Below are 13497 nucleotides of genomic sequence, written 5' to 3' on the forward strand. Positions count from 1 at the left end.
ATACACATCCTTTGTTTGATAGGGGAGATACATTTAGAAAGATGCGGCATGTCGCCCATAAATAAAAGGAAAGAAATACATTGTACAGATATGAAACACATTGCAGTACTTCTTGCCCTGCTGGGCATGACCTCCATGAGTTGGGCACAGGCAGATCCCGGTACGTTCTCCGTGATTCCGCGCGTCGGTTTCAATCTCTCCACCATCAGTGGTGAGAGTCTCACCACTGATGTGGGTACGATGAAGAGTAAGTTTAAGGCGGGAGCAGCTGCCGGATTGGATCTCGAATACCGCATCAGTGCTCCCTTCTCCGCCAGTATTGGCGCCTACTATTCGCGCGAGGGTTGCAACTATAAAGACAATGTGCTGGATCAGCGTCAGCTGGGAACCTATAATGTTTTCAGCCGTTGCTACTTCACGATCGACTATCTCAAGATTCCCGTGATGGCGCGTTGGTATGCCACGGACAAGCTTTCTGTGGGCACAGGCCTGCAGGCGGGCATCGGACTATGGAATCGCACGCATACAGAGTCCCAGGAAGTCAAGGTCGGCGAAAGCGGCAGATACACTTACTCCACAGACATTGAGAAAACCAATGTCAAGGGCAATGGCCTGCGCAATGTGCTGTGGAGCGTGCCTGTGAGTGTTGCTGTGGAGTATGAGCGCGTCATCATAGACCTTCGCTATAGCATTCCGCTGTCGAAGGTCTATCAGTCTGATGGTAAGCATCCCGGCGGTGATGAGCGCGTCCAGTGCTGGACGCTCAGCGTGGGATACCGAATTTAGACTTTTCTAAAAACTACTATACGGGCGCGGCATCATTGCCGCGCCTTCTGTTTGTCTATTACATACATGCCACGGTCAGTCCTGCCATGACGATACTCACCATTGACATGAGTTTGATCAGGATGTTGAGCGAAGGCCCTGACGTGTCCTTGAACGGATCACCGACGGTGTCGCCGACTATCGTTGCTTTGTGGCAGGGCGATCCTTTACCCCCGAAGCGTCCTTCCTCTACGCTTTTCTTGGCATTGTCCCAAGCACCGCCGGCGTTAGCCATGAACACGGCGAGGGTGAAACCGGCGGCCAGTCCACCGACGAGCAGGCCGAGCACACCTGCCACACCAAGTATCATGCCCACCACGATGGGGATGATGATGGCCAACAGCGAGGGGAGGATCATCTCGTGCTGTGCCGACTTGGTGCTGATCTCGACGCATCGTCCATAGTCCGGAGTGGCTTTTCCCTCCAGGATGCCTTTGATCTCATGGAACTGTCGGCGCACTTCGCTGACCATCTTTCCGGCGGCCCGTCCCACAGCGCCCATGGTCAGCCCGCAGAAGAGAAAGGCCGCCATGGCACCGAGGAAAGCCCCGACGAGGACGCGTGGATTCATCAGGTTGACTTGGAAAAAGTTCATGAAGTCGGGCATGGTTGCCTTGGCTGGGTCAAAGACCTGTCCGGCGGCATCGATGAACTGCTGTCCGTGGGTCACAGCACGGCTCATGGCGAGTTTTATCTCCTCGACGTACGAGGCGAGCAGAGCCAGTGCGGTGAGTGCTGCCGAGCCGATGGCGAAGCCTTTCCCCGTGGCGGCGGTGGTGTTGCCCAGTGCGTCGAGTGCGTCGGTGCGGTGGCGTATCTCCTCGCCGAGTCCGCTCATCTCAGCGTTTCCACCGGCGTTGTCAGCGATGGGTCCGTAGGCATCCGTGGCGAGCGTGATGCCGAGTGTGGAGAGCATGCCCACGGCGGCGATGCCGATGCCGTAGAGTCCACGGCTGATGCTGGTTGCGCTCATGCTCAAGTCGAAGCCGTTGGCACAGAGATAGCTCAGCATGATGGCCACCGAGATGGTGAGCACGGGCACGCAGGTCGAGATCATGCCAGTGCCGATGCCCTTGATGATCACCGTGGCGGCACCCGTCTGGCTGGCCTCGGCGATGCGTTGCGTCGGCTTATAGCTCTGCGAGGTATAGTATTCCGTGGCCTGTCCGATGATCACTCCGGCGGCGAGCCCGCTGAGCACAGAGCATCCGATGCCCATCCAGTTGTCGATCTGCAACCAGTAGAGGATGCCGAAGGTAGCCACTGCGATAAGGATGGCACTCGTGTTTGTACCTACTCCGAGGGCATGGAGCAGGTCTTTCATTGTTGCGCCGTCCTTGGTGCGCACGAGGAAGATGCCGAGCAGGCTGAGGAAGACACCGACAGCAGCGATGAGCATCGGCGCGATGACGGCTCTGAGCTGCATGTCGTCCGCACTCATGGCAAAGGCCGTGGCACCGAGAGCAGCCGTGGAGAGGATGCTGCCGCAATAGCTTTCATAGAGGTCAGCACCCATACCGGCCACGTCGCCGACGTTATCGCCCACGTTGTCGGCGATGGTAGCCGGGTTGCGCGGGTCGTCTTCGGGGATGTCAGCCTCCACTTTTCCCACGAGGTCGGCGCCGACATCAGCCGCTTTGGTGTATATGCCGCCGCCGACACGGGCGAAGAGCGCCTGTGTGGAAGCACCCATGCCGAAGGTGAGCATGGTCGTGGTGATGGTGATGAGAGCGGTATGTGGATCCATGTCGCTGTAGAAACTGTTCAGTATCAAAAACCACACGGCGATGTCGAGCAGGCCGAGTCCCACGACGACGAGTCCCATGACAGCACCGGATCGGAACGCTATTTTCAGTCCTTTGTGCAATCCCTCGCGTGCCGCGTTTGCCGTGCGTCCACTGGCGTAGGTGGCTGTCTTCATACCGAAGAAGCCGGCGAGTCCGCTGAAGAATCCCCCCGTGAGGAAAGCGAAGGGTACCCACGGGTTCTGGGCGTTGAAGCCATAGGCCATGATGGCGAAGATAATGGCCAGCACGACAAAGACGATGAGCACCACGCGGTATTGTTGTCGCAGATAGGCCATCGCACCCCGTCGGATGTAGAGGGCGATCTCCTTCATGCGCGGTGAGCCCTCGTCTTCCTTCATCATATTTTGGAAGAATAGCCATGCCATCATCAGGGCACAGACAGAGGCCAGCGGGATGAGCCAAAAGACAACAGGTAAGTTCATAAGGCAAGACGATTGATGGGTTAGACACAATTGCGACGTGGTTCTCAGCACGTCTGATTTCAATGGCAAATATAGGGAAAAAAGCGATTGCCTGCAACTTTTCCGTGCATAAAATCCTTGATTTTTAGATTGTTTGACCCTATTTGGCGAGATCACACGCTTTCCGAACAAATTATACCGCAATTATCAATACTTGTCCAAATTTGCAGAAGAAGTGGCTCTGGTCATGCGACAGATGATATGAGGGAGGGGCAGAAGCATTTATGTGTTTTTGGATAAGGGGTAGTTGAATGTTGAGAAAACTGACAAAAAAGTGGGTGCGAGACGACGTTTTTTTCGAAGAGACAAGCTCTTGGCCGGATTTTCCTGATTTTTGGCGATATTTCATTAATCTATTGATAATCAATAAGTTATATGCAAAATTAGGTTTTAGAGGGAAGTGAATCTGGTTTTTGCCCGTATCAAACAACTGAGATGACCTTGTCATCTCACTGTTTTGACCTCATCATCTCGGTTGTTTGTCACGGAGAAACAAGTGAGATGATGAGGTCAAAACACTGTTTTTACTGGTGAACATGTATTTTTTTAAGGCTGAGGACGTCATTTCTCGCCCTTTATGCTTTTTTTCTTCTCTAGAATGAACGAAAAGGAAGACAGTGTTTTGTCGTGATTTATTTTGATGATAATTGTGGGTATCGTGTCAAGTCACATTTACCTGAACGAAAGAAGCGCGGCAAAGACCACAGATATCATGTTGGCTTTTGCCGCGCTTGTAGGTGAGGATATGATCAACTCACGAGCAGTTACTCATGGTCATTCGAATTGGAAGTATACGGGTGCCCAATAGCCAGAGATGGATCCGTCGGCGGTTTGGAAATATCCCAGATAGAAAGCACCGGAATTGCGTGCGGCATACCATTGGCAGTTATAGGTAGGCAGGATCTCGAAGTCATTGATGTCCACGCCTCCCTCTTTACCATAGGGATAGAGGTGGACGTAATCGTCGGTAAACCACCAGATGGCTGGCGTGCCGTAGCCATATCCGCCCCAGTCGTCCTCGGTATAGAGCGGACTGCCTGCCGGCAAACTTAGACTGCGCTTTCCGTCCTTGATGGTCAGCACCAAACCATAGCCACTGTGCATGAAGTCGGTGATGCGGTAGACACCTCCGCCAAGGTCGTCGGCCGTCTCCTCCCATTTCTGCTCTAAATAGTTGGGAATCCAGAACTGGATCTTCACCGGCGTGGGGATGGAAGCGCGTGCTTCGAGGGTGATTCCCCCGTCGAGATAGCTGTAGGGATCCACTTCGTCGGAACAGAGCGAGAGCGAATAGGTGAAAGCCTGCGGCACCGTTGCCGTGTCGGGGATCGACACGGTGAGCGTGGCTACCGAGTCGCCGTCGGCAAAGACAACCTCTTCGTCGGCTGTAACACCGGCCGTGGTCGTGCTGTTCTTTACCACGGGCACTGTGAGCGTACCTTTCTTGTTATTGCGGAGCACCTTGACTCCTATTTTATATGTACTCTTGTCTGACGGGTCGAGGATGACAGTCTCTTCATTATCGCCCGCGAAATGCACCTGCTGGTTGTTGGCAGAGAGCGCGGCGGCAGGCTCGTAGTCGTCATCAGAAGATGAGCATGCGCCAAAGCCTATTGCGATAAGCAGCATGATCACAAGTGCGCTGATGCTGGATAATATGTTGTGTTTCATTTCTTATCGTGTTTTGATGGTTGATAATTCCATGTACTGCCTTATTTGTTGGCAGCGCTCTCCACGCCCGACGGATCGGGGTTGTTGATGATGGAAGAATTGTACTGTGTCTCCGAGTTGGAGAAACAGAAATTCATGCGTGGTGCCACGTAGCCGTTTGAGAAGTTGAAGCGGTAGGCTTTCGGGTGGTTAGTGCCGTCGTAGTTGGTTCTTATTCCTATCTTCAGACGCTTATAGTCGAAATAGGTCAGTCCTTCACCCCAGAACTCGATACGCTTCTGACGTACGATCTCATTGGCCAAGTTCCACAGATCTTCCGATGTGCTGGTATATGGTTTTGCGTTTTCTGCCGTAGTGTTGCAACGGTATGTGTTCATGAAGTCCTCGAGGAGTTTCTTTCCGGCGGCTAATCCACTGACGTGGGCTGTTGCTTCGGCATCTATGAAATACATCTCCTCTACGCGCATGAGCGGGATACTGACGGCAGCGCCCACAGTGTAGTCGTCCTTGTTGTTATTGCCGGGCTTGAACTTCAGTCCGGTATAGCCGGCGAGATTTGCGAAGTTGGCAGGAGTGAGTATGGTGTTGTATTTTGAAGCGCTTTCTTCCTTCCCCGCGTCCTCAGGAGCGATCCACGTGTCTTTGCGCCAGTCAGCACTGTTCATGCTTTCATAAGTAACCATTCAGTTTAGGCCGTCTTTCCTATAAGCTGTAATTTTCCGACCTTTGCCGAAAATTTACAGCTTTATGTTTAATCTCAACGAGAATAACCAGTTTTTCCTCTCCAATTCCCCAACTGATATGAGAGTTGGGGTCCGCAATGTGCGGCAAGGTCCGACAAACTGGGCATGAACCTACAAATGGAAAGGTCTACGTCTTTGTAGGGAAAACACGTAAAGTTATGAAACTCCTTCATTGGGAACGAGGAGGTTATGTGATGTATTATAAGCGTCTTGAGACGGGCAGGCTTTCTCCCCGACTGTTCCCGCCATGCCAGCAAGTCGGATTCCGACAAATTCGATGGTATGAGTTGGTTCTTTTCATAGAGGGAATCTCTCCAGGTGTCAGACGAAGGAAGCGCTTTCAAGTCAGCGAAAACAGTGGTGAAGATAATATAAAAAAAATCCCGGGAATAACCTCGGGATTTTTTATCAATTACAGGACGGCCTAAATTGAATGGTTACTAATTTCTAAATGGCCAGGCTTTGATGCGGTTAGTGACCTTGATGACATTCTCTGGCTCGTTTTCATCCGTTAAGATGATGTATGACGGATGCTTGAGATCATCAGTTGTCAACTTGAAGCGGCGTGCAGTCGTCCATGCAAACGGGTAGACGATGTTGGCGTAGCCATAGTATTGGACATAGTAGTTGCCGTTGAGTACATTGTTGGCAGCCACATAGGTCAATTCTATTTCATCTTTACCAATTAGTTTATAGTTCATGGCGAGTGTACCCCACCAGGTACTGCTACCATCATAGTGTCCGAAAGTCAGTCCGAAGTTCTTACCATAAGTAGAACTGAACTCATACGTGCCAAGGATCGCGTAGCGTGTTTCCTCACCGTAAGGTTCCTGATAATTAGTGAGCGAATAATTCCAATAATCCTGTCCATAACTGCTCATCCCGCTCAACGCCACGTTCCAAGCGCCGAGCACAAACTGTTCGTTGATGGGTGGAATGATAGGAATGAGCTTAACACTCTTGTCGGCCGGGTTAACCCAATTGCCACCATCTGCATAGCTGAAACCAGTTATGGTCTTGCCACGGACAGTGACAGGCTTATAGAGCTCGTAACCAGAAGGCGTGATGGTGAACGGCATGCTGGTGCTTGCCCCCGTGGTCTTATCAGTTACGGTGAGATAGTTGTAGCTCAGTGAGGCATTCATCGTATCGTTGTCAACGATCAGCGCATAGTTGTTGTAGGTCGCCATGGAGTCGGAAACAAGAGATACCTTGCTATAATAGTCAGCCCACGTACCCTGCTGCAAGGGTGTCATCACGATGCGATCCTCATGTTTCTTACCCAAGAGTACGATGGAGTCTGGCGAAGCAGACAGTACTCTGAACTCCAGATCACCATTGAAGCCTTTGCCCAGAGTCCCGAAATCTTCATTACTCGGATCGGAGAAGTAATGGAAAATAGGATTATACTCGTCGAAGGAAAGCACTGTACCAGAACTCTGCTCCAACTTATAGTGCGACGTATAAGTGCTATCCGGACCAAAGAACTCGCTGGCCACGGTCACCTTATTGTTGGCGAACTTACAGTAGACGTTGTAGCCTCCGTAAGTGATGTTGCCATAATAGTGCATGATCCATCCGTTGTTTTGTGCTTCGAGGATCTGCCGTGTGGTAGACATCGACTCAGCGATTCGTTCTGCCGATGGCTTGTCGAAGGCATCGTCGACTTCCGGCGTGCATGCACCCACAAGCAGGGCGACAGCCGCCAACAGCCATAGATTGAATATCTTTCTCATAGAATGTGTTCTTTAAATTGTTTACTTTAAATGACGTAGATCGAGCGTTGTGACCTCCTTGGAGCGACGCAGCACAATTTCGCGCAGCTTGTCAAGGTCGATACCCCAATCATTCTTGAAATACTCTTTGACCAATGCCAGTTTCGCGATGATGGCATCACGTCCGCTGGTGTCGTATTGAGCTTGCTTGTTTCCGTTCTTGTCGAAAGTAAAAATCGTGTCATTGTTCTCGTCAAGCTTGACGGCGACACCAGAGGCGACGATCTTATCCCATGCTGCTTGCGTGTGAGTGACGTAAGTGGCATAGATCTCGGCAAAGTCCTCGTTGTACTCTTTTGAGGCATATCCACTCACGAAACCCATGGCTGGAGCTTTATCGTTAGCGACATTGATCCAGTTCGAGGTCTGGTAATTGGCAGACGAGATGGTTTGGAACTCTGTACTATAGTTTTTCTTCTGCGTCATGATGTGACAGAACTCATGGTGCATGGTATGGAAGAACCAGTAGTTCAGATCCATCGGCAGGGCACTCGTATTGGGGAACGGACTGTCGACATCAATAACAGGATGGTCTATGTCGATGTTGTTGACACGGAAAAGCGTCACCTTCACACCGCCTTCTGCCACACCAAGTACGATGCCGCCACCATTGTCATATTCCGGTGAACCGATCAGCTGATAGACACGGGGACTATAAGACTTGAGGAAGTCCTGTCCCAACAAATCTGTATAGGAGTCCATCCACACATGCTTAACCATGATTGCCAGTGCTTTCGACTTGTCATAATCGGCAGGGATCACATTGTAGTAGTTGTCGGTCTCCCGATCGTTATAGCGATAGAGGAACTTAATATTGTAGGGATCTGTGAAGTTGGCCTTTGTCCAACGATCCAGCTCCGTGCTGTCAGTGACCTCAGTCTCCTCGAAGATGCTTTTGCTGCTCAAGTCATCGTCAGAGCATCCGGCAAGGAGAGTTGCCATCAGACCTAATATGATGATTCTTGTATATTTCATAATTCAGAATTCAGAATGGTTGATGTAACTAAGAATAATAGATAAAACTTATCTGGGATTTGCTTCCAGTCCTGCGTTGATGACATCTTCAGGTAGCTGAATGGCACCACGCTTGTCGGCAGCACGGAAGACGACAGGGTCTTCACCATCGAGAAGGTGAGCATACTCAATGCCATAGCGCTTAATGTCCACAAAGCGAAGTCCCTCGCCCCATGTCTCCAGTCGACGCATGTGCAGAATCATCTGGATAAAGTTCTCCTGTGTTCCGGTCTCAATAGTGAATCCTTGTGGGTGGAGATTTTTTTTGATGGTACGCTGACTGTTGGCAGTGGGGATCACCTCACTGTAGCGTACACCATCCATGAACTTGTTGATACTCTCTTCTGTGAGTGTAGGTCTTCTTGCCGTGCCATTGCTGGGGATGCAGTGCGAGCGAATCCAAGCATTCATGTCGTCAAGAGCATGGGCATAGTCTTTTTTCATGGCATAGGCTTCCGCTCTTACCAACAGCGTTTCTTCCGTGGAGAAGGCGGGGAATACGATGTGGGCGTAACCGGTGTTGTTCACCTTGTCAGTGGTTTCAAAGAACTCCTGTACCTTGGGGAAATACTGCTGTGCAGCATCATATTGGTAGATTTTATGAGCATAGACCAGCGTATTGTTGCTTGATCCGCTTCCCCATGGTGCTTTGGCGTAGAAAGTCTCGTTGACATCTATATTTCGGTTGTGGCCATAACGGCGGAACGACGAACTCCATGTCAGAGCACGCGAGGCGGAAGAATATGCAGTGATGATCAGCAGATTGGCGTTCTCTGATGATTTCACATAAGCATTCTGCAGGTCATTGGGAGACATTGATGTGAAGGCGGAATAGTCACGCAGACGGTTGCCAGGGTTGGCACCAAGGACAGCTGTTGCATATTCAATGGCTTTGTCGTAGTTGTGTATCATCAGATTGAAGCGTGCGGCAAAGGCGTATGCAGCACTCTTGTTGAAATGATACTTCGGCGTAGTCATGTAGCTGTCACTGATTCTTGGCAAGGCAGCCTCTATGTCACGATTGATGTTGGCATAGAGCTCTTTCAGCGTCCCACGTTTATATTTGGTGTTGACGCTTTGCTCCGGTTCTGTCGGATAGGGCAGGCCAAGATAGACATCGGCAGAGTCTGGGTTGTATGTCATGCAGAAGATGGTAGCCAACTCATACATGTTATATGCACGGCAAATCAGTGCCTCAGCATATTCCGCGGGATAGGTTGCCGTGTCGCCGATAGCTTTCAGATCAGCCAACGCCTCGTTGCAAGTTCCCACACGGTAGTAGAAATCGTTCCAAAGCGAATAAGGGTCGTCGTTATCGGTATTCGGATCGTCCTTGAAGCGGTAAATCTCGTCTTGAGCCGGTGTGGCGGCATATTGCGATCCGTTGTCGGTAACATTGTCGGAACTCATCTCAAAGAGGAAGTTGGGCATATGTGTAGGATAAGCCGAAGCGAGAAGCTTCTGCACTTTCTCCTGCGTGTCTACTTGCGCACGGTCGTCGGGAAGCTTGTCGAGATAGTCGTTGCAAGCCGTCATGCCCAACATTGCGCAGGCAGCCAATAGTATATGGAATCTATTGATTATTTTCATAGCGTGTAGAATTGAAAATTAAAGACCTAATTTCAGTGTGAAGGTGAACTGACGTGCCATAGGCACTGCCACACCACCGGCATTGAAGAATTCAGGATCCTGACCGTTGAGTTTCTTGTCGGCGTAGATGAGGAAGAGGTTTGTGGCTTGGAGCTTCATACTGATGTCACTCAGACGAATGGCTTTCACCCATTTTGCGGGGAAGTCATAAGCCAGCGACATCTCTTTCATACGGATAAAGTCACCCTTTGCTACACGTGCTGTAGAGAGGTTGTAGGCGTTGTAGGCATAGCTCAGATAATTGTCACTCTCGTAAGTACGAAGGTCTGCAATGACCGGGATGTTGGTTTTCTTCTCGTCACCGGCTATCGTCCAGCGGTTCTTGAACTCTTTCGGCATAGCGTCGAGGTCGGAATAATACGAGCTGAACACTCTGTCAAGACGGATCTTGTTGCCGAAGCTGTATGTGACGAAGACATTCAAGTGCCAGTTCTTATAAGTAAAGGTGTTTCCAAGTGAGCCTGTGATCGTCGGCTCGGTCGGGCCTTCATATACCAGATAGTCTTTGACTTGAGACTGGAAATTAAGGTCACTTGTGGTGAGTTCGCCCTTTTCATTGATGAAGGTAGGCAGACCGCTTTCGTTAAGTCCCTTAAAGTCGATGCTGAAGAGTGCACGGTGAGGGTAACCGACCATGGTAAAGCCGTTGCCGGTGATCAGGTCGATGATACGTGTGTCGGTATCCAGTGTGGTGACTTTGGTCTTGTAGTGGGAGAAGATGAAGTCCGTGTTCCACTTAAAGTCTTTGGATACAATATTCTTAGTGCTGATGGAAAGCTCTTCTCCGTGAGAGCTCATATCTGCGACATTGGCATACTTGATAATGGAGCCACCCACACCCGTGGTACGCTTCGGGCCAATCAGGTCGAAGTTCTTACGTGTCCAAAGGTCAAAGCTCAAACTGATGCGGTTGTTGAGGAAGCCGGCATCAATACCAATGTTGAACTCATGCTTCTTTTCGTATGTCAGATCCGGGTTGGCGAAATCATAGACATAGAGTCCAGACTCCTTGTCGTTGGCAAAGGGGCGATAGGGATTGTAACTCTCAATGATGGACCCCGCGTTGGTCGTGGCTGGATCCTGACCGGTCAGCGAATATGAAGCGCGTAGCGTGAGGTTGGAAACGACACCTTTAAAGGTCTTGTCAAACCAAGGCTCTTCATGGGCGTTCCATGATCCGGAGACGTTCCATGTAGGCAGCCAGCGCGCCGATGTGCTCTTACCCAAGCGGTTACTGCCTTCATAGCGCTCGGTATAGTTGAAGTTGTAGCGATGCTTGTAGGAATAGTTCACATATCCATAGAAACTTGCCTTGCGCTCATACCCGTTACTAAGATAGTAATAGATGTTATTCTGTTCGGCTGCCTGCTTGAAATAGCGATAGTCGAAGTTGCCCAACAATCCCATGTCGTACTGCGTGCCGACATCGTTGGAATAACTGCTGAAACGGTTGGTGGTGTTTACCTCCATACCATAGAAGAGGTTGAGGATGTGCTCTTTCTCACTGCCGTAGGCATCGTTGTAGTTGGCGGTGAAACGGGCATCCCAGCCGTTCATCTTGTATTTCTGCTCGCTATAGAAGCCGCCATGAGGAAGGGTGGTGATCGGCAAAGAGTTGGTCACGTCAGGATCTCTGTAGAGCCAGGGGTTGCGGTCACGGATGGTGGCATTGTCCATGGCACGGTAAGACTGAGCCATGTTGCTGTGCTCCGTGACTTTTGTAGCATCTACTGTTTGCGCGAACTTATAGTCTACGAGTCCTTGGAACTGCAATTGTGTGATGGGCTTGTAGGTGAGTTGAGCCTGATATTTAATATCGGTCACGTCCAAGTCCATATAGTTATTGGCCAGCTCGTTCTTGATGTTGAACGGTGCGTAGTTGCGCGTATAGTATGTATTTGGATCGAGGGCACGTGAAGTGTTGATAGCGTAAGAGTAAGGGTTGATGTCGAAGTCACGGCTGACGGCACCTGTCACGGCATTCACACTTTGATTGGTCGTTCCCGGTGCTTTCTGCTTACGGTAAGAAGCGTTGGCGATCATGTTCAACGACAACTTCTTGCTAAGGTTGTAGTTGGCATTGACGTTGGCCGTATAGCGCTTCACAGAACTTTGCATTGTCCAGCCCGGATCACTCATATAAGAGAATGAGACATAGTACTGTGCCTTGTCGGTACCAGTGCTCATGCTGATGGAGTGGTTGCGGCTGACATTGCTGTTGAAGAGTTCGTCAAACCAGTTGGTATTGCGGTATTCGGCCTCCTTGAGGTAAGCGTTCATGGCCTTGTCGGTATTGGCCAGCGCAAACTTGCCGGTTGCGGGGTCATAGGTGTTCATCAACTGATACATCTTGCCATAGACGCCACTGCTTGAAGCGTTCAGCATGCCGCTGAATGAAAGCCAGCCGTCGTTGTAGAGTTCCTTATAGATACCCATCTGTTCCTGAGAGTTCATGATGTTGAACTGGCTGTAGCTGGGTTTAAGGCGCATGGTGTACTCACCGGTATAACTGATGTGGTTCTGTCCGGCATGACCTTTCTTTGTGGTCACGACGATCACACCCGACATGGCGCGTGCACCATAGATAGAGGTCGCAGAGCCATCCTTAAGGATTTGGAAACTCTCGATATCGTCGGAGTTCAGGCCGGCAATGGCTGAAGAAATCAACGTCTTGGCATCACCGGAGGAAAGCTGGTCGGCATCGACGGAAGTAACGTCTTCCATGATTACGCCATCGACAACCCATAGCGGCTTGCTGCTGCCATAGATAGACGTGGCACCACGCACACGAATCTTCGGTGCCGTACCAAAGGTACCACTGACGTTTTGCACGCTCACACCGGCTACGCGGCCTTCGAGAGAGCGACTGATATCGGCGATACCGTCAAGTTTGGCTTTATCTGCATCGATCTTTGTTGTGGCACCGGTAAACGTGCGCTTATCCATCTGCTGCACACCGGTAACCACCACTTCTCCGAGCGTCTTGTCGTCGTTGACCAATACTACTCGCATACCGGGCTTGGCCGTGATGGTCTGTGGCTGCATTCCCAAATACGAAACGATGATTTTCTTTCCCTTAGGAACTGACAAAGAGAAACGGCCTTGCGTGTCGCTCACCGTGCCCGTCCGACTACCTTCTACGGTAATCGAAGCACCGATGATCGGCTGGTCGTCTTCTTGAGAAACTACAGTTCCAGAGATTACATTTTGGGCGAATACCCCTCCCACGAAGAGGATTAGGCATGCCAACAAAGTACTTAACCTTTTCTCCATATATCTCTCCAATTAAAAATAATAAAAAACGTCTTTACGATTCTTTGGCAATTGTGTGATTTAGGGCTAACAAGAAGCTCATTTTACAAATGCATTAGATAACAGTTGCAAAAGTAAAACAAAATTATGATATATGCAAGCGCTTTGTCGTTTTTTCTAAAAAATATATTGCAAATGTGTTGTTCGTGCTCGATTGACCAGTATCTTTATTGACTATAAACAGTGTTATTTTCTATAAAAAAACGCAACCTACATTCGACGGGATGTAGATTGCGGT

The 13497-nt window shown here is 50.2% G+C and carries 9 protein-coding genes; 2 read left to right on the top strand and 7 right to left on the bottom strand.

Going from position 1 to position 13497, the window contains the following annotated elements:
- The first annotated feature begins 90 nt into the window (after positions 1-90).
- Positions 91-786, top strand: coding sequence for a porin family protein (locus FYJ73_RS05095; RefSeq protein WP_206081691.1), 696 nt, complete (start codon positions 91-93; stop codon positions 784-786).
- Between the two features lie 58 nt (positions 787-844).
- Here the strand turns inward: FYJ73_RS05095 and FYJ73_RS05100 are convergent, their stop codons facing one another.
- The 3 genes from FYJ73_RS05100 to FYJ73_RS05110 all read right to left on the bottom strand — a co-directional run bounded on the left by FYJ73_RS05100 (position 845) and on the right by FYJ73_RS05110 (position 5448).
- Positions 845-3055: a sodium-translocating pyrophosphatase gene (locus FYJ73_RS05100; protein ID WP_154533629.1), complete on the bottom strand. Its 2211-nt coding sequence runs from the start codon at positions 3053-3055 to the stop codon at positions 845-847.
- Between the two features lie 813 nt (positions 3056-3868).
- Entirely contained in the window at positions 3869-4765 is an 897-nt protein-coding gene (locus FYJ73_RS05105; RefSeq protein ID WP_154533630.1) for a hypothetical protein, read from the bottom strand.
- A gap of 41 nt (positions 4766-4806) precedes the next feature.
- Entirely contained in the window at positions 4807-5448 is a 642-nt protein-coding gene (locus tag FYJ73_RS05110; protein WP_154533631.1) for a RagB/SusD family nutrient uptake outer membrane protein, read from the bottom strand.
- 137 nt (positions 5449-5585) lie between these two features.
- Between FYJ73_RS05110 and tnpB the strand changes: the two genes are divergently transcribed.
- Complete coding sequence (gene tnpB, locus FYJ73_RS16285) at positions 5586-5936, top strand: IS66 family insertion sequence element accessory protein TnpB (RefSeq protein WP_154533632.1); 351 nt, start codon at positions 5586-5588, stop codon at positions 5934-5936.
- Positions 5937-5948: 12 nt separating this feature from the next.
- On the opposite strand, the gene FYJ73_RS05120 is transcribed toward tnpB, so the two are convergent.
- From FYJ73_RS05120 to FYJ73_RS05135, 4 genes are read right to left on the bottom strand one after another with little or no spacing between them, the layout of a single operon-like run.
- Positions 5949-7244: a DUF4302 domain-containing protein gene (locus FYJ73_RS05120; RefSeq protein WP_154533633.1), complete on the bottom strand. Its 1296-nt coding sequence runs from the start codon at positions 7242-7244 to the stop codon at positions 5949-5951.
- Positions 7245-7265: 21 nt separating this feature from the next.
- Positions 7266-8258, bottom strand: coding sequence for a zinc-binding metallopeptidase (locus FYJ73_RS05125; RefSeq protein WP_154533634.1), 993 nt, complete (start codon positions 8256-8258; stop codon positions 7266-7268).
- Between the two features lie 48 nt (positions 8259-8306).
- A complete protein-coding gene (locus tag FYJ73_RS05130; protein ID WP_154533635.1) occupies positions 8307-9887 on the bottom strand; it encodes a RagB/SusD family nutrient uptake outer membrane protein in 1581 nt (526 codons plus the stop codon).
- Between the two features lie 18 nt (positions 9888-9905).
- A complete protein-coding gene (locus FYJ73_RS05135; RefSeq protein ID WP_154533636.1) occupies positions 9906-13220 on the bottom strand; it encodes a SusC/RagA family TonB-linked outer membrane protein in 3315 nt (1104 codons plus the stop codon).
- Positions 13221-13497: the final 277 nt, after the last annotated feature.

It is taken from the genome of Hallella mizrahii, from assembly GCF_009695775.1.
Lineage (GTDB): Bacteria > Bacteroidota > Bacteroidia > Bacteroidales > Bacteroidaceae > Prevotella > Prevotella mizrahii.